The following is a 25,868-nucleotide window of genomic DNA, read 5'->3' on the forward strand; positions in this document are numbered from 1 at the left end:
GACCGATGCCGGTGGGGTGGTTCGAACTGCCCGTACGCGCGGCTGTCGGGTGGCATGGTTCGTCGGTAGAGCCGATATAGAGCGCCGTGAAACGCGGTGCGATAACGCCGAAGGTGAGTCATTTCATCACGTGGGTGCTTCATAGGTGCCGACACTCGGTCCAGGAACGTAGCGCGTGCCGCGCTTCTGACCGGTCCGGACCAGCCAGCCGGCATCGACCCATCGATCCAGCCGACGCTTCGCTTGGATGCGGGATAGGCTCAGGCCGTCGCGAACATCGCCATTCGTCAGGAATCCCTGCGCCGTCAGCAGAGGAAGCAAGGGCGCGAGATCCTCCGGTGGAACCTCGGGACCTCGGCGATCGGTCAAGGCGTAGACGCGACCGCCCTTCGCCAGCTGCCGGACGAGCCCCTTGCGCAGCAAGCCCCGGATGTCGCGCTGGGCCGAGGCGATGTCAGTGCCGACTAGGCGCTGGTACGCATGGCTCGTGAAGCGCCCGTCGTGCTCTCGGGCATAGACGAGGAGCCGCAGCTGGTTCGGGGTGAGGTCGGCGACGGGAAAGCGCTTCAGCCAGGCGCGCGCATCGTCGTCGAGAACGGGGGTGTTGTGGAGCACCACGTCGAACAGGCTGTCCGCGACGATGTTGAACTCCGGCGCTCGGAGCCAAGCCTCCTCCATCTCGGCATAGATGCGCGGGATGCCCTCGCCCAGCTCGCGCATGTAGCCCCAGTCCGTCAGGACGCGCACGACGTGCGGGTTCCGGGAGGCGTGCACCTGCTCACGCCGTCGAAGGCGATCGAGCGTCACCGGCGCGATCAGGCCGCCTGGGCTGCGCACCTCCAGGCGGTCGTCGAACATGGCCACCTCGATGCCGACGCCAGTCATCGCGTAGTCGCGGTGGGCGACGGCGTTGACCACCGCCTCCTGCCACGCGAAGGTGGGGTACTCCAGGCGCTCCTCGAAGAACAGGTCGACCAACCGCTGACGCTGCCTGACATGCGGTGCGATGGCGGCATGTGCTTGGTCGATCAGGCGCGGCAACGGCGCCTCGATGCGTTCGCGCCGGACGACGTTGAACTTGCCGCCCACGCCGCGCTGCGTGCCTTCGTACTTCACGAAGTCGATGCCGCAGCGCGGATGCCAACGATCCGGCTCGCGCCCGAAGAGGAGCAGCGCCGCCATCGTCAGCACCACCGTTCCGTTGCGCGGCTCGGCGAGGCGGTACTTCAGCAGCAGCTCACGGTCGGAGAGACCGAGGCCGACGGCCTGCCGAAACGCATCGAGCAGCGCCACGTCCAAGTCATCGAGCGTCGCGGCCGCGACGTGGCCGCCCTCGGCCTGCCGCTCGCGCTCCGTCTGCTTGATGGCCGTCAGGTCGTCCGCCGGCCACGGTCTGTTCTCATCGCGGAAGCGCCGGAGGTAACGCCCGTCGGCGAGCTGATGCGGCACGGGGCTCCAGTCCACGTCGAAGTGCAGGAGCACCATGTCGTCGCCGGTGCGTACGGATGTGACCTTCACGCGCAGCGGTGGGCGCACGTGCTGCGCATGGCTCGGTGCGTCCGTGATGAGCGTGACCTTGTCCTCGGGATGTGGCACGCCGGTGATCCCGCCATCGTTCTCGATGCCGATGACCAACTCCCCGCCGTCCGCGTTCGCCATCGCGGCCAACGTTTCCACGACGTCCTTGGCGATGGCACGGGCGCTTCGCGGCGTTCGCCGGCCATCGGCCAGCCGGTCAAAGGCCGACTTCCGCTCGAAGTACTGCCCCTCCGGCTGCTGCGACCATCGCGCAATGATCTCGCTCACAGCAGCCGCTCCTGCACGGCGTTGGCTTTCCGACGTCGTTGCCGTACGGCGCCGACGCCCACCGCACGCTCGGCCTTGATGCGGTCCAGAAGAACGGATGCCGGCTCGTCGTTCGGGTCCTGGTCGACAAGACGGCCTTCGAAGGCGAGGCGGAGGATGGACTGGCGGAGGCGGGTGAGGCGGGCGCAATCTCGCCCAATCTGTAGCTAGGTGTCGTCAGTCGTGGAAGAGCATGCGCTGAGCCTCACCTGAAACGATCCTGTTCCGCTGCTGGTGGCAAGCGGGATTGGCACCCTTTGAACTTCTCCCAGTCAAATGGGCGATGTTCGTGCTAATCGCTGGCGACACTCCGAAGTCCTCCCGAGCGCGAACGTGTGAGCGAAAGAGGACCGAAGTAGGGTGCGCATGGCCTTCATGGGATATCGGCCGAAACCGGTGCAATGTCTTCTGAAAACACACGTGGGGCAACTCGCCTTGATACAGCGCGCTCTGACCTACAAGTTCGGGACTCTGGCCCTCGCTGACCAGGATATCGCCAGCCTCCAACCGGTACTTGGCAAAGTGATTCTCGTCGAAATCCATCGTGTCGACGTCGGCGAAATCGAGGCGATCATCCTTCACATTGGCCACGCGCAAGGGTGGGAAAGCGGCTATTCAGTCTGCGGGCCCGTTGTCTTCCCAGCCCGCACCGGTCGCCGGTCACAGTCCACCGTCGTCCAGCACCACCCCCTCCGGCAGCTCCCCCAGCCCCTCCGTCTCCGCCCCTCCCGGCTCCACGTACCGCCCCTTCCACCGATCGTCCTTCGGCGCCTTCCCCGCCGCCACCATCTTCGCCAGCTCCGCCTCCTCCCACCGCCGCCGCCGCTCCGCCAGGATGCGCGTCAGCAGCGCCGATGCCGGCTCGTACCCGCGGCGCTCGGCGCGGGCCAGCTCGGCCTCGGTGGGCACGAGGCGGCCGGTGACGGCGGCGTGGAGGACGGAGGCGCGGTAGCGGGCGAGGTTGCGGTGGGCGCGGGTGAGGGCGGCTAGGGCGGCGTCAAGGCGGGAGAGGTGGGATTCTAGAGCGGCGACGATGCGGTGTTGTTCGGGGAAGCGGAGGAAGAGAAGCGGAAGGTCCTCCACTTCAGGACGACAGATGTTGGTGGGCCGCGATCGACGGAGTCGTCCAGGCATTGCGGCGTCAAAGAAGTAGCCGCAAGGACGCAGGTAGAGGAACTCGGGAGAGAACGCCCCAGCTCTTGGCGACAGTCTGCACACCCGCTGATTCCAGTGCGCAACGGGCCTTGCCATCGACGCAGTTGACGGGCTCCGTCCATGCCGATACCAGATCACCGTGCCTACGATACGTCCTCCTCGACAGGAACAGCGAAGCACGTCACTGGCTGACCACCGGATGTCGCCGTCAATACCGGAGGGGAAGCCCTCGATGACCGGCCGAAACCCGTCGACGGGCACCGCGGAAACCGTCATGTCCACTTGTGGGGCGCATCGCCGAGGAACTCTCCACGACGGATGGGCGGGGTATGCCCTTGGCGTTGGTCCGTCGTCGCGAGGCAGTCGAAGCTCACGCCGCCAACACCTCATTCAACTCCCGGATCACTACTCCCAACTCCCCGCCAAACACCTCCCGGGCCCGCCCCAGTCCACCCTGCTCCACAAACGGCGTGTACCCAAAGTCCTCGACGTCGATCTCCACGCTGGCCGCAATATGGTCGCGCATCATGGCCAGCCACTGCGCCTGCTCGCCCGTGAACTGGCGGCCAAGCTGCGCCTGCTGCGCCAGCCAGTGGTCGAAGCGCTGCTGCACCAGGTCGTGGAACGGCACCAGCTCGTCGTCCTGGTGGATGCCGAACCGGACGAGCGACACCAGGTCGGTGAGCAGCCGCTGCGCCGATGCGCCGCGCACCCTGTTCCTGTCCAGCAGCTCGTACGCCTGCCACAGCCGCTCGGGCGTCCACTGGCGCGGCGGAAGGTGGATGGCCTCGGCCAGGGCCTTCACGTCGCGGAAGCGCAGGCGGCGGGCGTGGGGTTGGGAGTAGAAGAACTGGAGGGCGTCGATCTCGGCCTTGTTGGCCTCGATGAACGCCTCCCACGATTCCACCAGCGTCCGCGCCTTCTCGGTGGCTTCGGCGGAGTGGCCGGCCGCCAGCAGCACGTCGAGGCTCACCTCGTCGATGATCTGCTCGAACTGCCGCTTGATGTCTACCAGCAGCGTCCGCAGCGCCGGGTTCGCCGCGAGCGGCCTCACCGCCTCACGCAGAACGTCGGAGGTGACGGCTTTCCACAGGGCATCGGTGGGCTCGTCGCCGGCGGCGAGGCCGTAGCGCCCGCGGGCGCGGTCGAGGCGGTAGTCCGGGTCCAGCGCCTCGACGATGGCGGCTGTGATGTCACCGAGCCGCGCACCGTCGGCCACCTCGGCGACCCGCCGGTCCTCCTCCGGCCCGAACTCGCGCTCCAGGCGGGCCAGGCGGCTGGCGAGCGACGAGAGCATGTCCGGGTCCGCGCCGCCCATCGCCACGTGGTCGAGCAACGCCTTGAACGCGATGTTGCGCTTGCGCTCCAAAGGCTGTGTGTCGGCGATGTCCATCTCTGTGACGCCGACGCAGTCGACGATCATGAAGTGCGTCTTGGCCCGTGCGTCCGGCGTGACCGCCCGCAGGTCGTCCTCGGCCATCACCCGCACACCGCGGCCCTTCATCTGCTCGAACAGCACCCGGCTCTTGGTGGCCCGCATGAACATCACGATCTCGACCGGCTTGATGTCCGTGCCGGTGGCGATCATGTCCACCGTCACCGCGACCCGCGGGTTGTAGCTGTTCCGAAAGTCCCGGATCAGCTGGCCCGGCGCCGTCCCGGTCGACTTGTACGTGATCTTCACACAGAAGTCGTTGCCCCGGCCAAACTCCTCGCGCACGACGTCCACGATGTCCTCGGCGTGGCTGTCGTCCTTGGCGAAGATGAGCGTCTTCGGCACCTCGGTGCGGCCTGGGAAAATCTCCTTGAACAGCCGGTCCTTGAACGTCCGCACGATCAGCCGGATCTGGTCGCGCGACACGACGTTCCGGTCCAGGTCCTTGGCCTCGTACGTCACGTCCTCGTCCGGCAGCTCCCAGCGCACAGACCGCGTGCGCCGATCGCGCAGACCCATCGTCGCCCCCGTGCCGGCCTCGATCGTCGAGCCCTGCTCCGAGATCTGGGTGCGAATCCGGTACACCTCGAAGTCCACGTTCACGCCGTCCGCCACCGCCTGCTCGTGGTCGTACTCCATCACCAGGTTCCGGTTGAAGAACCCGAACGTGTGCTTCGCCGGCGTCGCCGTCAGCCCGACGAGAAAGGCGTCGAAGTACTCCAGCACCTGCCGCCACAGCGAGTAGATCGACCGGTGGCACTCGTCGATGAACACCACGTCGAAGTACTCGGGCGGGATCTGCGCGTTGTACACCACCGGCAGCGGCTCGGTCGGCACCAGACCGCGCTCGAAAAACGACTCGTCCTCCAGCGCCGGGTCGAACTCGGCTTCGCCCTTCAGCATCGAGTAGAGGCGCTGGATGGTCGTGATGACCACCTTGCTGGAGCTGCCGATCGTGTTGCCCGCCAGGTGCTGCACGTTGTACAGCTCCGTGAACTTGCGCTGGTCGTCCGGCGTCCGATAGCCGCCGAACTCGTTGTCGGCTTGGAGCCCCAGGTTGGATCGGTCCACCAGGAACAGCACCCGCCGCGCACCGCCGAACTTGATCAGCCGATACGCTGCCGACACCGCGAAGAACGTCTTGCCGCTCCCCGTGATCATCTGCACCAGCGAGCGCGGCCGGTTCTGAGCCAGCGACGCCTCCAGGTTGGTCAATCCCTCGATCTGGTTCGGCCACAGCCCCCGCTCGTTCACCGGCGGCATCATCCGCACCCGCGAGCGCAGCGTCGCCGGCCGCTCGGCCCAGGCGCCTTCCAGGCGCGGGAAAGCCTCGGCGATGCGCTTCGTGTCGGACCAGCCGCGCGTCCAGTCCGACAGCGGATCCGCCGCGAGCCACTCGGCCAACGTCGTCGGCTGGTGGACGGCGAACACCTCCCGGCTGCGGGGGTCTGGATCGAGCAGGTTGGTGAAGCGGGTGACGCTGCCGCTGCTCTGGTACAGGAACGGCAGCGGGCGCACCGGCGCCGTCAGGCTGGCCGGCAGGCCCCCGGCGTACCGTTGGCTCTGCGGCTCGACGCCGGTGAGTGTGTGGCCCTCCGGCTTGGCTTCGAGAACGCCGACCGCCTTGCCGTCGACGAACAGCAGGTAATCCGCGTAGCCGTGGCCCGGCGCCAACGGGAACTCCCGGACGGCGACGCCGGCACTGGCGTACAGGTTCATGGACGCGCGGTCCTGCACAGCCCAGCCGGAACGCGCCAGAGACACGTCAATCGTCTCGCGGGCGCGTTGCTCGGGAGTTGCAGGGGGTGGCATAGAGGTGCATTGTCGCACAACTGGTAACAGGTCGCGATCAGTGGTCTCGGGGTAGTGTGTCAGTTCGCTCTCGACCTGATTCCGCTACAGCCTTGGCACCCAGCCCCTACCACCCCCCCTCCAACACTCGTGGGCTCCCCCCATCCAACACCGTCATCCAAGCCTTCCCGTCCGGCGTGAACGCGATGTCCCGGACCTGCGACAAGTCGACCTGCGGCACGGTGTGCCACGTCCCCTCCGGCCGCCGGATGAGAAGCTCCCCGAACCGGCCGCCCAGCCAGGCACTCCCGTCCGGTGCGATCGCCAAGGCCGGCCGGGTCCCGGGTCGACCTCCGTTGGGCGTCACGTCGTAGCCCGGCTGGCCCTCGAACAGGTCCCACGTCCCGTCCGGGGCACGCCGGATCAAGCCGAGGCCGCTCAGGTACAGCCACAGCCCTCCTGCGTCGTCGGCCGCCATGGCGGTGATCTCATGGGCGGCCACCTGGCTCGGCAGGGCGATTTCCGCCCATGTACCGTCCGCGCCTCGGGACATCACCAGGCTCTGCTGGCCAGCCGCGAGCCCGACCCAGACGGACCCATCCACCCCTGTCGCCAGCCCGTGCACGCTCCTTGCCCGCAGGCCCAGCGCGGCATCCTGTCCCTCCCAGACGCCGTCTGGACGATGGCGCGTCACGCCCGAGATCGTCGCGCCGCCGAGCGCCGCGAACCAGATCGACCCGTCCGCAGCCGGCTGCACGATGTCGACACGCCGACCGCCGAGCGCCACCGGATCCTGGACATGCGTCCACGCTCCATCCAAGGCGCGGTGGACAGCACCCGTTTCCGTGGCGAACCAGATGCCGTCCGCAGCATACGCCACATCCCACGGCGCGGCGGCCGTGGCGGGGTAGCCCTCGCCGAGCCACGCCCAGCTCCCGTCCGGCCGCCGGAGGTCGCCGTCCATGAGGACCTCGTCTCCCCGCACCGCGACGGCGCGCGCGTCGCCCGGCCCGGGCAGCCAGTCCCGGCGCCACGCCCCGTCCTTCGTGCGTCGCATCATCCCCGCGCCCGTGGCCACCCACGCCGCCCCGTCCGCATCGATCGTCAGGTCGGTGGTGTTCACCTGGAAGGTGATGCCGCCCAGCTCGACCGTCGGCGGCGCATCCGCCTTCCAGCGCCCGGGACGGCTGTTGTCCGGGACGTAGATCCCGCTGTCGCCCGCGAACCACGGCCGGCCCTGCGCGTCCCAGGCGACGGCGCTCGGGATGTTCGCCGGATCGATGATCTCGAACCCGTCCAACGGAGCCGGCACCCACCGCCTGTCAGCACCGAAGACGTCGACGACGACGGTTTCCGTGAAGTCGGGCTCGGGAAACGCGATGCCGTAGATGACCGCCCACACCCGCCCGTCCGGGGCCAGGGCGATGTCCTTCACGGCGCCGAGGTCGACGCGCAGCCCGTCAGCCGATCCGAACATAGTCCACCCACCGTCGGCGCGGTGGACGGCGGCACCCTGCTGCCCCAAGGCCAGCCAGACGTCGCCGTTCGGCAGGGCGAGGATGTCCGACACCATGTTCGTGGCCGCGTCCGGGGCGCCGGGCGGCGGGAACGCCCATGCGCCATCGGGGGATCGGACCGCCGCGCCGCTGTCGGCTCCGATCCAGATCGCCCCGGCGCGGTCCACTGCGACGTGCTGGGCGATCAGCGGCGCTTCCACAGAGATCCAGCGCCCTTCCGCTCCGCGCCACGCCACGACGCCCTCGAACGTCGGCCCCTCCCCGGCCGTGTAGACCGTCCCGTCGAGGCTGATCGTCAGCGCAGTGCCGGGATAGTCGTGCGGCAGGCCGTCCGCACCCGTGTAGCTTATGGTCGCCGATCCGTCTGCCGGACGGTGGGCGATCCCGTCGTAGCCCACAGACCAGACGTCGCCCGTCCGCGGATCCGCGACGATCTGCTGGACGTCGTTCGCCGGCCGGAGGTGCCGCCAGCGCGGGAGCATGCCGGGCGCCAGCGTCGCTGTCGGCGCGGCGGTCGGGTCAGGCAACGGAGCGACGGTCGGGGACGCCGTTGTGTTCGGCGCCGCGCCAGCCGGGACGGACGCAAGTGTGCAGTCCGCGGCGCATGTGATCGGCAGGTGGATCCGATGTGGTGCGACCGCGTCGGTGTCGGCAAGTGCGACGGAGCGCGGGGCGAACGGGACGGGGCTTGACGCGAGCGCGCCGGCGCCGAGGGCGGCGAGGACGCCGAGGACGCGTGTCGGGAGGGAGGTCATGGGCATGCTCCGGCACGGGGTCGACGAGAGGTTAGAAAGCGCAGGGCAGCGGCTGTGACCAGGTAGAGCGGCGCGAGCGCCAATACGGCGAGGGCGGCTCCGATGACGCACCAGAAAAAACGGCGATTCCGACGAGCGGCGATTCCGACGTGGAGCCAATCGACGAGTACCGTGCGCGTCTCCTAGCGTGGGTCGGCATCAGGGCTGGCATCACTTTCTCAGACGCAGTCCGGGCGCCGAGCGTCCACCGGCCCTGTTGGTCTGTAAAATGATGGCTGGGGGGCCGGGATTCGAACCCGGACTGACGGATTCAAAGTCCGCTGTCCTACCGTTAGACGACCCCCCAACGGTTGCCCCCATTCTAATACAGTGCCGAGGCTACTACAGTGCCGATGCTACGCCGCTGATGCTACTCATGCTACTACAGTGCCGAAGCCACCGTGCCGATGGAGTGCACAGCAAAGCCGATGGAGTGCAGAGCAAAGGGGGAACGCACCGCGTTCCCCCTTTGCTCGATCCCGGCCGCCATGCGGCGGCAGTTGGTGCTAGTTCAGATACGACTTGAGCATCTGTGCCCGGCTCGGGTGGCGCAGCTTGCGCAGCGCCTCCTTTTCGATCTGCCGCACGCGCTCGCGCGTCAGGCCGAAGATCTTGCCGACCTCTTTCAGCGTGTACGCACGATGGCCGCGCAGGCCGTAACGCAACTCGAGCACCCGCTGTTCCCGCGCGGTGAGCCCAAGCAGCACGGACTCGACGTCGCCACGGAGCAGATCCAGCGACGCCGTCTCGAGCGGGTCGATGCCTTGCTCGTCTTCGATGAACTGGCCGAGCTCGCTCTCCCCCTCGTGGCCCACCGGCTTCTCGAGGCTGATGCTGCGTCGGCTCGCCTGCAGTGCGACCTCGACCTTCTCGACCTCGATCTGGAGCTCGCCGGCGATCTCGGCCGCAGACGGGCGCCGACCAAGCTCGGTCTCGAGGGCGTGCGCGACGGCGTAGACCTTGCGGATCCGATCGTTCATGTGCACCGGCACGCGGATCGTCCGACCTTGGTCGGCCAGGCCGCGCGTCAGCGACTGCCGGATCCACCATGTCGCGTACGTGCTGAACTTGTTGCCGCGGCGCCAGTCGAACTTCTCGACCGCGCGCATCAGGCCGAGGTTGCCCTCTTGGATCAGGTCGAGGAACGGCACGCCCTGTCCGAGATAGCGCTTGGCCATGCTGATGACCAGCCGGCTGTTCGCCTGCGTCAGCTCGCGCTTCGCCATCTCGCCGTCTTGCACCGCCCGCGCGCGCTCAGCGGCGACCTTGGCCGACGGTCGCGGGGCACCGTCGATCTCGGCCTGCGCCTCGCGACCGGCCTCGATCCGCTTCGCCAGCTCGATCTCCTGCTCCGCAGTCAAGAGATCGATCGTGCCGACCTCGCGGAAGTAGAGGCTCACGGCGTCATCGGACTCGATGCCCTCGAAGTCGACGCGATGCACCGGTGCCAGGTCGGCCTCTTCCGGCCCTTCGGCCAGATCGACCTCGATGCCCAAATCCTCCAACAGATCGACCGCCACCCCGATGTCGTCGGCGGCTTCAGGCCAAACGGCGATCACGTCCGCCGTCGTCAGCACGCCGACGTCGTCGGCGCGCCGGACCAAGGCATCCATGATCGCCTCGTCCGCGGGACCAGTGTCGTGTTCCTGCCACATTGTCGATTCACTCCTGCCAAACGCTGCCGGTTGCTACCAAGACCAAGCGGACCACCCCGAGTGCAAACGCTCTCTCTCCCACACCCCTGTCTCACCACACCCCGTACTCGTTACAGCTGCCGCACAGAACCGGTTCGATCTACCATTGCCGGCCAATGCCGAACCCATTCACGAACCGCCTCGTCCCCCGGTTGCGCATGAAGCTGCGCCACACAGCAATCCCCGTGCCGTCGCCGCGCCCGATCGGCCAGCTGATCTTCGTGGCCGGGATCGTCGTCGGCCTCACCCTCCGCTCGCCCACCGAAGCCAACGCGGCAACGCCGATCGGTGCGCCGTCGGTCCTGCCCCCGCCCACCGCGTCGCCGCCGCCCGTGCATGGGATCGTCGTCAATCGCAGCCGCGAGGCGGTCGACGGCGCGGCGCTCGACGCGCTGTTCCAGGCGCGGATCGGCACGCCGCGCGGCCTGGACGGCCTGTTGTTGATCCAGGATGGTTGCGGCGACGACCCCGAGAGCGCGCTCGATGCCGGCCTCGTCGAGCACGGCGCCGCCCAGCGGGCGGGCGAGATGTACAACGACACCGTCGCTTGGCTGATCTGCCGCGATTCGAGCTACACGACGTTCACCTACGCTGTCGACAATCCTCTGGCGCGCTACCTCGACCCGCCGTCCGTCAGCGCGGCGATGGCCGGCGGGATGGCGACCGGTGACGTGACCGCCGCCGCAGCCGCGGGCCTATCAGCCGTCGCGGCGCAGCTCGAGCGCGCGCCCGCCGGCCTCAACGCCCGCCCGACGCCCGTGCCGGCTCCGACACCGGCGCTGCTGCCCGACACGGCCGACGAGCCGTCGATCGCGGCGACGCTCGTCTGGGTCCTGCTGGGTTCGTCCGCGCTCGGCGTGCTCCATTGGCTCAACCGCCGCCGCCGCACCGCCGACGAGGCCGGGGCCGCACCCGAGCCCCCGGCTGTTCGCGAGCTCGATGCCCAGCTCGCGCTCGTCGCGCAGCGCCTCGTGACGGACAGCCCGACCCTCGACCGTGTCAGCCATGCCCTCGAACCACTCGGCGACCGGATGCGGGTCATGCTCCTGCGGCGCCACCAGTCGATGGTCCATCGTGCGGAGGCTTTGGCCCGGGACGCCGAAGTTGTCGGTCACCTGCGGGCGGCCGGGGAGCTCCCTGACCGCGGCGAGGAGGGCCAGCAGCGGATCGAGGACCTGCTGGTCGAGGCGCGGGCCCTCGGCGTGTACACGCGGCAGCTCGAGCGCGAGGCCCAGCGTGCTGCCCGCCTCCACGAGGGCGCCGATGCGCTGCTCGAGGAGGCCGAACAGGCGATCGCCGCCGCCTGTACGAGCTATGACGCCCTCCGGCTGGCGTCGGCCATGGACGCCCGGCGCCTTCCGCCCGGCGAGACCGCTTTCGCCGTCCCGGCGGTGTGGTTGGCCGGCGCCCGCGATCGCGCCGCGGCCGGCGCGGCGCTCGATGCCGGCTGCCGGGCCGACGATGCGATCGACCTTGCCGCCCGCATCCTCCGTGTGGCCCGCCGGCTGCGCCGAACCGAAGCGGCCGTGGCCGACGTCAGGCGGCGCTTCACGGCGCTGCACGCCCACGCGCCCGCGTCGTGGGCCGACATCGTCGGCGACGGTGCTGAGGCCGAGGCAAGCCTCGATGCAGCTGCCGCCGGCCTCGATGTGGCCTTGTCCGCCCCGTTCGCCGACCTCGGCGCCGACGCGGCTGCCGGTCTCGCCGCCGGCCTTGCCGCCGCGGCACAGGAGTTGGCGCGGGCACGCCAGCTGTTGGCTGCCATCGACGCCCGGGCGCGCCACCTCGAGGCGGCCAAGGCGGTCGTCGTCGAGCACCGGGCCGCGTTGCGTGCCGACCTCACCGCGGCGCAGGAACGACTCTCGACCGCTCCGGCCGCGGTGCGCACGGTGTTGGCTGGAGCGGCCGAAGCGGCACAACAGGGCGATGCGGCGGCCGACGCCACGCCGCCGGACTGGGCTGCGGCCGTCGAGCGCTGGGCGACGGCCGCGCGAGCGCTCGGCGCAGCCGCGGCGGACGTCCCGGCCGACATCGGGGCGCCGGACCTGATGGATCGGGCGGTCGCCCTGGCACGCATCGCGGCGCACGGTGCGGTCGATCGGGCCGACCGCTTCGTGGACGCCCATCGCCGGGACTGCGCGCCGACCGCGGTGCGCCGCACGCTGGCCGCCATCGCCCAACTGCGTGACGCCGACCGGGAACGCGAACGACGGGCCGCACCGGCAGACGTGGCCGAGGGCTACCTCTTGGCGATGCGCACGGCGGGGGCGGCGTTCGACATGCTGGCGGCCGACGTGCGCAAGGCGGAGCGTCGGCGGGTCGGATGGCTGCCGCGCGGTCAGGGCGTCGTGACGGTGGCGGCGATGGCGGGCGTGCATCGGATCCATCCGTTCCCGGGGCGACTCGGCCCGTGGGAGCCGCTGCGGACGGGCGCGGCCGGACAGCGACCGGGCGCGTGGGGCGCGCTTTCCCCGGGCATCGACGGGCGTCCGACCGGCTGGTGACGTCGCGGCAGCAGCGCCGCGCGCTTGTCCCGGCGTTGTCCGCGATTTGTCCACATGTTTGTCCACAACGAGGGGTGCCGTTGCCGCCGCGCAGTCGGACGCTACCGGTTGTGGTCGGCCTTAAGACGCTCGCAGGCGACGGATGAACGCCTTTGTTGCCTCGTCGGCAGGCGTGGTACCTTCGACCCCCAGCACGCGCCGCCGCCCAGGAATCCGCTGAACGGAGCCACGAGATGACGTATCCGACGCTGGTGCTCCCTGCATCGAGCCCGACCCCGGTAACCGTGCTGCCCGGTCGGCGGCAGCGGCATGCGGCGTCGTGGCCCGAACGCGGCCGTTCGGCGTTGGCGGTTCGGCTGGCCGAGCTGCCGCCGGAGGAGCGTGCCGGCGCCGTCGTGGCCGCCTGCGACTCGGGTGAGCCGCTCGATTTGGCGTGCGCCGACCTGCGGGGGATCGATCTCTCGACGCGCGGAGTGTTGTTGCTGCGCCGAACGGGCGGACTGGCTCCGCTTTCCCTCGCCGGGGCCGACCTCAGCGGGGCGTCGTTGTGCGGCGCCAACCTGCGGGGTGTTCGACTGCGCGAGGCGCGCCTGGACGGCGCGGTTCTGATCGGCGCCGACTTGGCGGGTGCCGACTTGGCGTGCGCCAGCCTCCGCCACGCCCAGCTGACCGGTGCGGACCTGTCCAGGGCGGACCTCTCGTTCGCCGACTGCCGCGGGGCGTCGCTCCTCACCGCCAACCTCAGCTCGGCGGTGGCCACGGCCATCGACCTGCGCGAGGCGCTGCTTCACGCGGCCGTGCTCTGCCGCGCCGGCCTGCGCGGCGCCGACCTCCGCTGGAGCCGCCTCGAAGGCGCCAGCCTGGCGCACGCGGATCTGCGCGGCGCCCGGTTCGGCGGCGCGCTCCTCGCAGGCAGCAACTTCGCGTATGCGCACGTCGATGAGGCCACCGACTTCGGCTACGCCTTCGTCGGGCGGGCGCGATTCGACGGCGTCGCGCTGCAGCGCTCGCACCTCGGCGACGGGATCGGCGAGGAGCTGCGCGACCTCGTCGCGGCCCGCGATGCGTTCCAGTCGCTGCGGCGGACGTTCGAGGCCGAAGGGCGGTTCGGAGACGCCCGTTGGGCGCACGTCCGCGCTTGCCGCATGGCCACGGCCAGCCACCGCCCCGACCGCGCGCGCCGCTACTGGATCAAGGACTGGACGATCGACTGCGCATCGACCGCGCATGCCTCGCCCGCCGCCGCGACCTCCGCGCCGGCGCGGCTGCGGCGCGCGGCGTGCGGCGCCGTGAAGCACGTCAAGCACACCTGTCTGTGGGCCGCCGGCCAGCTGAGCGGCCTGACCACGGCGTACGGCACGAGCTACGGCCGGCTCATGCTCACGTTGACGGGGGTCTGGGTGCTCTTCGCGGTCTACTATCAGTCGGCCGGCCGGATCCTCGACCTCGATCACGGCGTCGCCGGCACCGGCTGGCTCGCCAGCCTTCGCCTCTCGGCGGCGTCGCTCACCCCGATCGATGCCTATCCGCTCGTCGCGTCCGCGCCCGGCGCGCAGTGGGTGGCGACGATCGAGGGAGCGATCGGGGTGATCCTGTTCGGTGCGCTGGGTTATGTGAGCGCGTCGCGGGTTCGGCGGGGTTGAGCCTGCACGCAGCCTCGCGTCCGTGATTCGGTTATCGCCAGGCCACCGGTAGGTACAGCGTACGGCCGTTCGTGGAAGACGCCGCCGTCGCGGTCGGCATCCCCATCGTGGGCATCGGCGGTGCCTGGCGCGTCAGCGTTGGCCCTGGGGTGGCCGAGGCCAGCGGCATCGGCTCCTCGGGGCCTTGCACGCCCGGATCGACGTACTGCAGGAAGTACTCGGCGCCCGGCCGGATCACGTACAGGTAGAGGCGGTCGCCGGCGCGCAGGTTGAAGCCCGGCAGGTCGACGGCGAAGCGTCCGTCGATTCCGGACAGCACGGTGGCCGAAGTGGCGCCGCGGTCCGGGTCGGCCGGCTGCACGAGGACGACGACGGCGTGGATGGGCGGGGCGCTGCCCGTCACGCGGTCCGCCAGCACGTCGGCCTGCCACGTCACGGGTGCTACCGTGACGTCGGTGGTCTCGCCGCCGACGCCGAGCCGCAGCTGCGTGCCCAGCGGGATGCCGTCGGGGTAGAGATCGGCCCAGTCGATCTCCCAGTAGGGCAGCCGGTCGAGCTGCGACGGCTGCGCCACGGCGGATCGGTGGGCGCTGCTGTGCGCGCCCGAAGCGAACGTGATATCGACCGCCGTCCCGCCCGTCGCCCGCCCGAAGGCGTTGGACTGCGTCACGCCGATGCCCGACAAGGGCCGATCGACCCAGCGCAGGACGGCGCGCACCCGCCCGGTGTCGGCGACGAGCCGGCCGTAGCGCGCCGGGCAGCCGGTGCCGGCGCAACGCAGGGCATAGCGGCCGTCCGCCGCTGCCCGAGCCTCGAGCGTGATGGACGGCGAGGCGACCTGGCGGACGGCGAAGTAGTCCGGTTCGTCGCTGAAGATCGTGGCGCGGAGCGCGGCCCCGGGCGGCGCATCGCCTTGGAGGAGCGCACCGCCCTCGGCGACGACGGCGGTGACGCGCGGGACCGTCAGCACGAAGGGCTCGCCGTCCGAGGGTGTGAGCGTGACGGCGTCGCCGGGCGCGAACATCGTCGGCTGGCCCGATCGATCGTACACCTCGGCCTCGAAGCGGCCGTCGATCTCGAGGGGGATAATGCGGGTGGCCGGTGGGCGGCCGTCGGCCGGGGTGTGGGTGACCGTGACCTCGCCGCGGCCGGCGACGTAGCCGCGCAGCGCGTTGCCCCACAGATCGACCTCGGCCTGCGGCACGCGGCCCGGCACCTCGTATGCCGTGCCGCCGCCCATCCAGGCGAGCGTGAACGCGACGGCGTCGGGGGCGAACGGGAGCGACGGAAAGGCGATGTCGTACCGCCCGTCGCCGCCCGCGACGGTCCGGCCGGCGGTGTCCGTTGCGGCCTCGCTCGATCGGGCGGTGACGACGACGCGCGCCCCGGCCGGGGCGCGGCCGGCCACGCGGCGGGCGTCGGGATCGATCACGGCGGTGACGTCCGGCAGCGTCTCCTCGACGACCGTCCGCCCACCGACGATCAGCGCGACGCGGTCGCCGGGCAGGGGTTGGAACGTGCCGTTCTCCGGCCGGCCGCCGCGCAGGAGGATGACGACGAACAGTCCGGCCGCCACCGGGATCGGTGCGCCGCTGCGCGCGATCTCCGTGCCGAGTTCGTCCACAACGGCCACCTCCGGCCGCGCGTCGGCGTTCGCGCGCACGACCGCGGTGAAGCGGGCCGGCGAGACGTTGACGAAGGGCGGCGCGAAGGCCAGGGCGAAGAGGTTCTGCTCCGCATCGGTGAAGGCCGCATAGCCCCACGTGCCGGGTGCGAGGTCCATCGTCCCGGCCAGCTCGGCGCGGTACTTCCCGTCCAGGGCGGGCGCGACGACGGACGGTGCCGGCTGCATCGGCCCGTACAGCGTTTCGTCGCGCGTGACGACGACGTACACGCCGAGCGTCGGCGGCACGGTGCCGCTGACGACATCGCCGTCCACGTCGACGTCGGCGGTGATACGCGGCACGACGACGGACGTCGTCCGGCCGTCGACCTCGACCACGACGGTGTCGCCGGGATCGGCCGTGATGTACTCGGCCGGCTCCATGGCCGCCGTGCGCAGCGGCATGACCCAGCGGCCGTCCGCCGGCCGGTCGCCCGCCGCGTCGACCACGATCTTGACCGCGCCGTCCGCACCGACGAGCCGCACCGCCGGCCGGCCCGGCGTCTCGGTGCGGACGACGATGTACGGGGCGAAGAGGGCGATCTCGAGCTTGGGCGCGCCGGGCGTCTGCGCGCTCGCCCGGCGGGCCGGCGACGCGCCGGCGCCGACGGCCAGCGCGGCGAGCGCGATCGTCGCGGCGATCCAGGTGGGGGTGGTCGGGCGGGCGGATCGGTGCGGCATCGCGGGCCTCGCATGGGGGCAATCCGGTTGCTACGACACGGCCGGAATCGTAGCACGGGCCTGAGCCGGTCGGCGCGGGCGGTGTCTGTTCGACCACGCCGGCCTGCGCCACGTCGCAACGGCGCTACGTGGCTACGTCGCCACACCGACGCCCGTCAGCCGAACCGCGGGACGAACCGCCCCGTCCGTGCCGCGTAGTCCGCGTACGCGCTGCCGAACTCGGCGCGCATCGTCGCCTCCTCGCGCCGGGTGCGCACGAGGAGGATGGACGTGAGCGGGACGGTCCAGAGGGCGGCGATGACGAGGTTGCCGGTCATGAGGAAGTACGCGGCGGCGATGATGTAGAACGTGGTGTACATCGGATGGCGCACGTATCGGTACGGTCCGTCGGTCACCAGCGTGTGGCCCTCGCGGACGTGCAGGACGGAGTGGAAGTTATCGCCGAGCGTGCGCTGGACCCACCACAACAAGGCGAGGCCGCCGATGCCGAGCGCGACGCCGGTTGCGCGGGCCGCGGTCGGCATCGGCACGTCGGCGAAGGCGAGGATGCCGGGGCGCACGAAGTACGCGGCGATGAGGGCCAGCATCGGCAGGCCGAGGGCGAGGCGGAGCCACATCGCCCACTGCGGTTCGAGCAGGCGGGCGCCCGTGCGGGACGGGGCGGTCTTTGCGAACCAGTAGAAGCGGATGGCGGCGAAGGCGAGGAACTGGAGGACGAAGGCGATGTGGACGAGGGGGGCGGGGTTCGATTCCATGACGGGGCTCCTTGAGGCGATGTGGACCGGGTGAGGCGGACGCAGTTAATTTAGGCGAGCCTAAATCGCGGGCAAGTATGGCGTGCGGGGGAGGCGGAGTCAAGCGGCACGGGGCGGGGGTCGAGGGCTGGGGGGGGGGGTGCGGGGTGCGGGGGCGACGTGGGGCTGCCATGCTTGGGTGGGGAACGGGGCGTCTGAATCCGGTGTCCGACGTCGTGGCACCGCGGGCGCACTACGCGTCCACCGCGAGCGCTGCGTGCCCGATGCGTGGCGCTTGGGCGCTGCCGTGTGCGGGGCGGAACGGGCGTTGCGTGCCGCTCTGGCGACTGGCGACACAGTGATGATGAGGTGCGCCTGACCGGCAAAGTTGCAGAATTTCTCAATTGAAGAGTCAAGAGTCGATCGACAGAGATTACAGAGAGCACGTCGCGCGTTTGCAGAGCAATCGTTGCGGGGTGTTCAGAAAGCGCTTGACAGGCATCACCAATTGTGATACCTTGGCACGGCTCAGTGGTGTTTTCAGAGCGACAGGAGTGCCGATGCCAGACGAACGAAGCTCGGTTCGAACTACATGTCCTGAACTGAAAACTACATGTCCTGAACTGAAACTGAGGATGGCTGACCGACCGCGGTAACGATCGGCCAGCCGGCTGCCCTGGTGAGCTTGCAGCGCAAGGCAGACTGGTTCACATGTTGGCACACGGGCCCGTTCCCGTCAATCCGGGCCGCTTGCTGCTGCACCTCCATGCCTCGCTGGGGTCGCCTTCACCCAGGCCCGGTTCGCTTTCCCGCGGACCGACCCCCCATGGAGGTGTTGTCAAGTGAAGCGCTACCAAGTGTTCTCGCTCCTGTTTACGTTCACCGTCGTGGCCGTTCTGAGTGCCTTTCACAGAGCGGCGACGCCCGCCGCTGCTCAAGTAAACAACCGTAGCCATCTCCGAATCACGAGCAGTGTTCCAGCTGGCGGAATGAATCTCGATCAGGTGATCAACAACTCGATCGTGGTCAAGATCACGATCGAGGAAAACGGCTTCCCGAACGACGAGGACTACGGGTTCATGACGCTGACGCCGAGCGATCCGCCAGCGTACGCATGGAATTGCAGCGAGTGCGATGACGGATTCTTCAGCGGATCTCCCGTGGCATGCGCCACACTCGGCGGCTGCGACAGCAACGACGTGAAAGAGTGGCTGGTCGGAACCACCGTAACCATTGGCGGCGGCGTCGATCCGGACGCCGTGGACTACACAATTTCCAGCGGCAGCCTGGGAAATGGTCTGCGATGGGTGACCAGCGGACCGGATTGCAGTGACGTTGTGTCGCCAGTGACCGACACGTACTTTGACACGGACGTGAAGGTTGGCTGGGATCAGAGCACCCTCTGCAGCAACAACGGCGTGGCGATTAATCTGGACTACCAGTAGCTCCGTGCCGACTCGGGCGGCAGGCACGCTTCGCTCGTCTCTTGGAGTGGGCCGCCGCCCGAGCAGCACGCGGTAGGACAATGTAAGTGAAACGTTTCGATCATACGACGATTGCAGGAACTGCCATCATCGCGATGTGTATCTCCATAATGCCATCCGCGCCATTGATGGCGGAGGGTGTCGACGATTCACAGCTTGTCGTTGTGACCGAAGATGTAGCTTTCGGTCCGGATGGTTGCGATGCGATCTCGATCTTTGATCTTCGAAATCCATCACCTCTGTTTCGGGGTGCTCCACGCATCTCCCCCGGCAGGCTCGCAGCAACGTCTGACTTTGAGACCGTTCTTGCTGTCAATTCCAACATAGTAGGCACTGATTCATTTCTCTATCTACTCCGTAGAGACGATTTGGATCGAACAGACTGGAGATCTGAAGCTGCAATACTCGGAGCCAACTTCCATTTGAACGGCGGCATCGCGATAGGTCCCGACGACGACACTTTGCTGGTCACGACCACGCCTCACTTTCCCAACTATATTGCCCGACCCGGCCCGGCATCCGTCGAAACGTATCTCCTCTCTGAAGTGTCAGGCAATCGAATCGGCCCCAGTCATGGTGTATTTGTGCTGGACTCACCCGCGGCCGAGATACTCTTCGACGATACGGGTTCCCTGGCTCATATTCTGACCGTGGCGGGCAGCGTGAGGACGATTGACACGTCGCTCATGATCGACGTTGCGGCGCCTATCGAAGGGCCGTTACCGACCGTGTCCGGCTTCCCTCCGGGCCGTGCCCCCGCCGAGTACTTCCACGCATCGCTCTCTCCAGATGGTCGCACGATGATCGCCAATCGATGGCATGGTCGTGGCGTAACGGCGTTCAATCTGAAGGATCGCACGGCGACGACCATAGACCTTCCCGCCGCGATGGTCGGCGGTGTCGCGTTCAACCATGCCGAGTCGAACCATGGACTGTTGGCCGTACACGAGGATGTGCAGGTGGTGGTTTACCGCTTCGATCCACCAGGCACACTTACGGAGCTGAGCCAACTGAGAATCGCTCGTCCCGTCATTCCGAATCGTGGCGCTGCGGAACCGTTCGGTCCTTTGGCCTCGATCGCGTGGTCCGGCGACGGAACGCACCTCATCGCGGCCACGGATATGGGCCGTGCGGAATTCCAGGTGCTCAGTGTTACGGAGGAAGGGGGTCTGTTGACGGCCGAGCGCTTCTTGACGGCGTGCCCACTTTCCGACGGGAATCGCAACCTTGCCAACGACATCCTGACCTCCAACCGCCTCCGCCCCCCCACCTCCACGCCGTCCCCCACGCCAAGCCCTACCGCGACGTCACCAGCGACGAACACCGCTGTCCCCACCGCGTCTCCCTCCAACCCGCCCACCTCGATCCCTTCCCCGACCGCCACCATCCTCCCCCCACCGTCCCCCACGCCCACCGCCTCCCCACCCCCCCGCCCCCTCTACCTCCCCCTCGCCCTCCGCGAACGCTGCCGCCCCGACGAGCAACGCCTCGACATCGCCCTCGTCCTGGACGCCAGCACGTCCATGCTCGAGCCCACCGCCGCCGGCCGGACGAAGCTCGAGGCCGCAACGGAAGCCGCCCGCATCCTGCTGGACCAGCTGCGGCTGGACAAGGGCGACCAGGCCGCGCTCATCGCGTTCAACGCGGACGTCACGACGCTCCAGACGCTCACGAGCGTGCGCGCGGATCTCGACGGTGCGCTGATGCGCATCGCCGTGGCGCAGCAGACGCGGATCGACCTCGGCGTGCAGGCCGCCGCCGACGAGTTCGGCAGCGCCCGCCACCGCCCGTCGCACACGCCCGTCATGGTCGTGCTGACGGACGGCCGCGCGAACCCCGTGCCCGCGGACGTGGCCGTGGCGAACGCGGCGGCGGCGAAGGCGGCCGGGATCACGGTGTACACGGTGGGCGTCGGCGCGGACCTCGACCTCGAGGCGCTGCGGGCGATGGCGTCGTCGCCGGCGCACGTGTTCCTGGCGCCCGATGCGGAACAACTCGCGGACGTCTATCGCGCGATCGCTGTGGCGCTGCCTTGCGCGGGGCGGTACTGGCCGGGCGGTGGCACCGGGCCGTAGGCCGTCGCGGGGGCGCTCGGGCCGGGAAGTCGCGGTGGCGATGGCGGTGGTGATGGCGGTGGCGATCTGGTTGCGGGATGGGGGCATTTGGCTTGGGCAGACGGCGACGATGGGCCGCACGTCATGGGCGACGCATGCGTCGCCCCTACAACGGCCTTGCGTGTCGAGGTGCCGCGCTCCTAAAATGGACCTTCGGCCTTCGGCCGTGATCGACGCAGCACCGCGACGCGGACCGAGTCATGGGATCGCGTGGGCGGGTGGCCGGGACGAACGGCCGGAGAGCAGGCGGAACGGAAGCGTGCGCGTCCTCATCACCGGATACGGCGGCTTCGTCGGCCGCCACCTCGCCGCGGAGCTGGCGGCAATGACGCCGTGGCGGCTGTGGGGCACGACGTGGCGGGCCGATGCGGCGCCGCCGCCGGTCGATCAGCCCGTCGAGCCCGTGGCGGTCGACCTGCGGGATCCGGCGGCCGTCGCCGAGCTGTTCGAAGCGCTCCGGCCCGACATCGTCTTCCATCTGGCGGCGCAGAGCTTCGTGCCCGACAGCTGGCGCGACCCGTGGGGCACGTTCGAGACGAACGTCCGGATGCAGCTGAACATACTGCAGGCGGCGCGCGAGCAGCGGACGCGGCCGGCGCCGGGCGGGCCGAGCGGCCTGGGGCCGCGGATCGTCGTCGCCAGCACGAACGAGGTGTATGGTGCGGCGAGCGTCGATGGCCCCGGCACCGCCGAGTCGGCGCCGCTCGCGCCGCGCAACCCGTACGCCACGAGCAAGGCGGCGCAGGACCTGATGGCCGGGGAGTTCGCCGCGCGCTGGCCGGAGGCGGGTGCGGTCGACGTCGTTCGGCTGCGGCCGTTCACGCACATCGGACCGGGGCAGGACGATCGGTTCGTGGCGGCGTCGTTTGCGCGTCAGGTGGCGGAGATCGAGGCGGGCGTTTCGGGCGGTCCGCTCAAGGTGGGCGATCTGTCGGCGCGCCGTGACTTCAGTGACGTGCGCGACATCGTTCGGGGCTATCGGCTGGCGGCGGAGCGTGGGCCGGCCGGTGTGGTGTATAACCTGGGCAGCGGGCGCAGCCGTGCGGTGCATGAGATCGTCGATCACTTCGTCGCGCGGGCCCGCGTGGCCGTGAACGTCGAAGTGGATCCGGCGCGCCTGCGGCCGTCCGATGTGCCCGAGACGCGGTGCGACGCGCGGCGGGCCCACGACCAAATCGGATGGGCACCGTCCATTCCGTTCGAGACGACGCTCGACGACATTCTGGCCGACTGGCGGGCGCGCATCGCGGCGGGTGCGGTGCCGCCGACGACAGCTTGACGAAGACGGATCCTACGGGCCGAGATCGACCTGATTCCAGGCGCGATCATCGCGCCTTCAGCAGCGGCCCGGCCGCCGAACCGATGGAGGGGACGATGTCCCGCACAGCGCTGATCACCGGCATCACCGGCCAAGACGGCTCCCACCTGGCCGAGCTTCTGCTCGACCTCGGGTACAACGTCGTGGGCATGGTGCGCCGCACGAGCACCGTCAACTTCGAGCGGATCGCCCATATCCAGGACCGGCTGACGCTCGTGCCGGGCGATCTGCTCGACCAGTACTCGCTCGTCCGGGTCCTGCAGGAGCACCGGCCGGCCGAGGTCTACAACCTGGCGGCGCAGAGCTTCGTGAAGACGTCGTGGGACCAGCCGGTGCTGACCGGCGAGGTCACGGCGCTCGGGGTGACGCGGCTGCTCGATGCGATCCGGATCGTCGACCCGTCGATCCGGTTCTACCAGGCGTCGTCGAGCGAGATGTTCGGCAAGGTTCAGGAGGTGCCGCAGCGCGAGGAGACGCCGTTCTACCCGCGCAGCCCGTACGGCGTGGCCAAGGTCTACGGCCATTGGATCACCGTCAACTATCGCGAGAGCTACGACCTGTTCGCCGCCAGCGGCATCCTGTTCAACCACGAGGGTCCGCGGCGCGGCCTCGAATTCGTCACGCGCAAGATCACGAACGGCGTGGCGCGGATCAAGCACGGGCTGCAGGACCACATCGTCCTCGGCAACCTCGACGCGCGGCGCGACTGGGGCTGGGCGCCGGATTACGTCCGGGCGATGTGGCTCATGCTCCAACAGGACGCACCCGACGACTTCGTCATCGCCACGGGCGAGACGCACGCCGTTCAGGAGTTCTGCGAGATCGCGTTCAGCCATGCCGGCCTGGACTGGCGGCAGTGCGTCCGCCAGGATCCGGCGTTCATGCGCCCGGCCGAGGTCGAGCTGCTCATCGGGGATGCGTCGAAGGCCAAGGCCAAGCTCGGCTGGGCGCCGACGGTCTCGTTCCAGGATCTCGTGACGGGCATGGTCGATGCCGACATGGCTGCCGTCAAGGCGGCGAACGCGGCGGTGACGGCGTGAGCGACCGGATCGTCTTCGGCACGGACGGCTGGCGCGCCCGGATCGGCGAGGGCTACACGTTCGCCAACGTCCGCCGCGTCAGCGCCGCCGCCGCGCGCTACTACGCCGCCAACGCGGACGGCGCGGCCCGCGGCATCGTCATCGGCCACGACCGCCGCTTCGGCGCGCGCGACTTTGCGATCGCCGCGGCCGAGACCGTGGCGGCGCACGGCGTGCCGGTCTGGCTGACGGCCGATGCGACACCGACGCCCGTCATCAGCTTCAGCGTCGGCGCGCAGGCCGCGGCCGGGGCGATCAACCTGACGGCCAGCCACAACCCGGCCCACGATCTGGGCTTCAAGGTCCGCGACGCGGACGGCGCGGCCCTGTCGCCCGACGCCCTCGCCCTCCTCGAGGCCGAGATCCCGCCGCCGGGCGTCGACGTCTCGCGCGTTCCGTTCGCAGACGCCGTCGCCGACGGCCGCATCCGCATCTTCGACCCCGCGCCGCGCTACCGCGAGCACGCCGCGGCCCGCGTCGACCTGCGCAGCGAATCGCCGACGCCGGCCTGCGCGTGGCGTACGACCCGATGTGGGGCGCCGGGCTCGGCTGGCTGCGCTGGCTCCTCGGGCCGGGTGCGCGGACCGAGCTGCTGACGATCCACGGCACGCCGAACCCGCTCTTCCCGGAGATGGGCCGACCCGAGCCGATCCCGCCGAACACGGACGCCCTGGCCCGCCACGTCCGCGCCACCGGCGCCGACATCGGGATCGCGAACGACGGCGACGCGGACCGGATCGGCGTGATCGACGAGCACGGCGCGTTCGTCAACCAGCTCCAGGTCTTCGGGCTGCTGGCGTGGTGGCTGCTCGAGATCAAGGGCGAGCGCGGCGCGATCGTCCGGACGCTCTCGACGACGTCCATGCTCGACGTGCTGGGCCGGAAGTACGGCGTGCCGGTCCACGAGACCGGCGTCGGCTTCAAGTACGTCGGGCCGAAGATGCTGGCCACGGACGCGATGATCGGCGGCGAGGAGTCGGGCGGCTTCGCGTTCCGCGGCCTGCCCGAGCGCGACGGCCTGCTCGTCGCCCTCGCGCTTTTGGAGGCGATGATCGAGACCGGCAAGACCCCGTCCGAGCTCGTCGCCACGCTCTACGACGCCGTCGGCGCGACGTGGTTCTACGACCGCGTGGACGTCGTGTTCGACGGGGCGCAGCGCGCGGCCGTCCAAGGCCGACTGTCCGCCGCGGCCCCGACGGCGTTGGCCGACGTTCCCGTGGCGCGGATCGACCGGCAGGACGGGCACAAGTTCTGGTTCCCCGACGACGGCTGGCTCCTCATCCGGTTCTCCGGCACCGAGCCGCTCATGCGGGTGTACGTCGAGACGACGCACGGCGACCGCGTGGCGGCGCTGCTGGACGCCGGCCTGGCGCTGGCCGGCCTGGACCGCACGGGCAGGGCGGTCGGATGACGCAGGGCGGCCGCTCGACGTCCGACGGAGGGTTCGACAGAGGGCTGTACCTCGGCCCCGACGCCGCGACGCGCCTCCGGACGCCGTCCGTGGACCGCGGACGCGCGTCGCAGAAGGATGACGACACCGCGTGGTCGCCGTCCGATGCCGTCGACCTTGCCCTCGTCGACACGCACTGCCACCTGGACGCCGACGCCTTTGCCGACGACCCGACGACGGCCATCCTCGGCCGCGCGCGCCGGGCAGGCGTGACGCGGCTCGTGACGATCGGCACCGACCTGGAATCGAGCGCCCGCGCCGTCCGGCTGGCGCGGCACCACCACGAGATCTGGGCGACGGTCGGCATCGACCCGAACGACCTGCCGATCGACGGGAGCGTGATGACGGAGGCGATGCTGGCGGCGGTCGAGTCGCTGGCGTGCGCGCCGCGGGTCGTGGCGATCGGCGAGATCGGCCTGGACTACTACTGGAACCGGACGTCGCACGAGGTGCAGCGCGCCGCGTTCGAGGCGCAGCTCGGGCTGGCGGCGCGGGTTGGGATGCCGGTGGTGATCCACAGTCGGGATGCGGATGCGGATACGGTTGGGGTGTTGAGCGCGTGGGCGGGGGGGGATCCGTGGGGGGGGCATGGGGTGGGGGATGCGATGGGGGGCGTGAGGCCGCTCGGCGTGCTGCATTGTTTTTCCGGCGATGTCGACTTGGCGATGCGGTACGTCGCGCTCGGCTTCCTGATCTCGCTGTCCGGGATCGTCACGTTCAAGAGCAACGCGCAGACGCACGCCGTGGCGCGCGAGCTGCCGCTCGAGGCACTCGTCCTGGAGACGGACGCGCCGTACCTGGCGCCGCACCCGCACCGCGGGCGGCGCAACGAGCCGGCGTACGTCCGGCTGATCGCCGAGCACGTGGCGGCGCTGCGCGGCGAGGACGTCGCCACCGTCGCGCGGGCGACGTCGGCGAACGCGGCGCGGCTGTTTGGGTGGGGGGCGATATGAGAGGGGCGATCGGG

At 69.8% G+C, this 25,868-nt stretch carries 15 protein-coding genes, 1 tRNA gene and 1 pseudogene; 9 read left to right on the forward strand and 8 right to left on the reverse strand.

Annotation, left to right across the window (positions count from 1 at the left end; genetic code table 11):
- Positions 1 to 126: 126 nt before the first annotated feature.
- Positions 127 to 1,806, reverse strand: a complete 1,680-nt coding sequence (locus IPG72_01585; GenBank protein ID MBK6767730.1) for a putative DNA binding domain-containing protein — start codon at positions 1,804 to 1,806, stop codon at positions 127 to 129.
- Positions 1,807 to 1,844: 38 nt separating this feature from the next.
- On the opposite strand from IPG72_01585, the gene IPG72_01590 reads away from it, so the two are divergent.
- Positions 1,845 to 2,012 (forward strand): hypothetical protein, encoded by a 168-nt coding sequence (locus tag IPG72_01590; protein MBK6767731.1) that lies wholly within the window; start codon positions 1,845 to 1,847, stop codon positions 2,010 to 2,012.
- Positions 2,013 to 2,505: 493 nt separating this feature from the next.
- Here the strand turns inward: IPG72_01590 and IPG72_01595 are convergent, their stop codons facing one another.
- From IPG72_01595 to IPG72_01615, 5 genes are all read right to left on the reverse strand, one after another.
- Complete coding sequence (locus IPG72_01595) at positions 2,506 to 2,928, reverse strand: hypothetical protein (protein ID MBK6767732.1); 423 nt, start codon at positions 2,926 to 2,928, stop codon at positions 2,506 to 2,508.
- A 442-nt stretch (positions 2,929 to 3,370) separates the two neighbouring features.
- A complete protein-coding gene (locus IPG72_01600; GenBank protein ID MBK6767733.1) occupies positions 3,371 to 6,247 on the reverse strand; it encodes a DEAD/DEAH box helicase family protein in 2,877 nt (958 codons plus the stop codon).
- A 106-nt stretch (positions 6,248 to 6,353) separates the two neighbouring features.
- Positions 6,354 to 8,498, reverse strand: a complete 2,145-nt coding sequence (locus IPG72_01605) for a hypothetical protein (protein MBK6767734.1) — start codon at positions 8,496 to 8,498, stop codon at positions 6,354 to 6,356.
- A 272-nt stretch (positions 8,499 to 8,770) separates the two neighbouring features.
- Positions 8,771 to 8,844 (reverse strand) — tRNA-Gln (locus tag IPG72_01610).
- Positions 8,845 to 9,043: 199 nt separating this feature from the next.
- Positions 9,044 to 10,150 (reverse strand): sigma-70 family RNA polymerase sigma factor, encoded by a 1,107-nt coding sequence (locus IPG72_01615; protein ID MBK6767735.1) that lies wholly within the window; start codon positions 10,148 to 10,150, stop codon positions 9,044 to 9,046.
- A 197-nt stretch (positions 10,151 to 10,347) separates the two neighbouring features.
- Here IPG72_01615 and IPG72_01620 point away from each other — a divergent pair, with 197 nt between their 5' ends.
- Positions 10,348 to 12,735 (forward strand): hypothetical protein, encoded by a 2,388-nt coding sequence (locus IPG72_01620; GenBank protein ID MBK6767736.1) that lies wholly within the window; start codon positions 10,348 to 10,350, stop codon positions 12,733 to 12,735.
- A 233-nt stretch (positions 12,736 to 12,968) separates the two neighbouring features.
- Entirely contained in the window at positions 12,969 to 14,378 is a 1,410-nt protein-coding gene (locus IPG72_01625) for a pentapeptide repeat-containing protein (protein MBK6767737.1), read from the forward strand.
- A 31-nt stretch (positions 14,379 to 14,409) separates the two neighbouring features.
- Here the strand turns inward: IPG72_01625 and IPG72_01630 are convergent, their stop codons facing one another.
- Both IPG72_01630 and IPG72_01635 read right to left on the reverse strand, forming a co-directional pair.
- Complete coding sequence (locus IPG72_01630) at positions 14,410 to 16,722, reverse strand: hypothetical protein (GenBank protein ID MBK6767738.1); 2,313 nt, start codon at positions 16,720 to 16,722, stop codon at positions 14,410 to 14,412.
- 155 nt (positions 16,723 to 16,877) lie between these two features.
- Entirely contained in the window at positions 16,878 to 17,477 is a 600-nt protein-coding gene (locus tag IPG72_01635) for an isoprenylcysteine carboxylmethyltransferase family protein (GenBank protein MBK6767739.1), read from the reverse strand.
- Positions 17,478 to 18,298: 821 nt separating this feature from the next.
- Here IPG72_01635 and IPG72_01640 point away from each other — a divergent pair.
- From IPG72_01640 to IPG72_01665, 6 genes and pseudogenes are all read left to right on the forward strand, one after another.
- A complete protein-coding gene (locus IPG72_01640; GenBank protein MBK6767740.1) occupies positions 18,299 to 18,901 on the forward strand; it encodes a hypothetical protein in 603 nt (200 codons plus the stop codon).
- Between the two features lie 1,181 nt (positions 18,902 to 20,082).
- Positions 20,083 to 21,015 carry a VWA domain-containing protein gene (locus tag IPG72_01645; protein MBK6767741.1) on the forward strand — a complete coding sequence of 311 codons (933 nt, stop codon included), beginning with the start codon at positions 20,083 to 20,085 and terminating at the stop codon, positions 21,013 to 21,015.
- A 298-nt stretch (positions 21,016 to 21,313) separates the two neighbouring features.
- Positions 21,314 to 22,333: a GDP-mannose 4,6-dehydratase gene (locus IPG72_01650; GenBank protein MBK6767742.1), complete on the forward strand. Its 1,020-nt coding sequence runs from the start codon at positions 21,314 to 21,316 to the stop codon at positions 22,331 to 22,333.
- A gap of 95 nt (positions 22,334 to 22,428) precedes the next feature.
- Complete coding sequence (gmd, locus tag IPG72_01655) at positions 22,429 to 23,412, forward strand: GDP-mannose 4,6-dehydratase (protein MBK6767743.1); 984 nt, start codon at positions 22,429 to 22,431, stop codon at positions 23,410 to 23,412.
- Positions 23,409 to 24,862 (forward strand): annotated as a pseudogene (locus IPG72_01660) (phosphoglucomutase/phosphomannomutase family protein). The gene gmd and the pseudogene IPG72_01660 overlap by 4 nt, the downstream one beginning before the upstream one ends.
- The gene (locus tag IPG72_01665) at positions 24,859 to 25,854 is read left to right on the forward strand and encodes a TatD family hydrolase (GenBank protein ID MBK6767744.1); all 996 of its coding nucleotides are present in this window, start codon (positions 24,859 to 24,861) and stop codon (positions 25,852 to 25,854) included. The pseudogene IPG72_01660 and the gene IPG72_01665 overlap by 4 nt, the downstream one beginning before the upstream one ends.
- Positions 25,855 to 25,868 lie beyond the last annotated feature (14 nt).

Origin of the sequence: Candidatus Avedoeria danica (genome assembly GCA_016703025.1) — a bacterium.
GTDB lineage: Bacteria > Chloroflexota > Anaerolineae > Epilineales > Epilineaceae > Avedoeria > Avedoeria danica.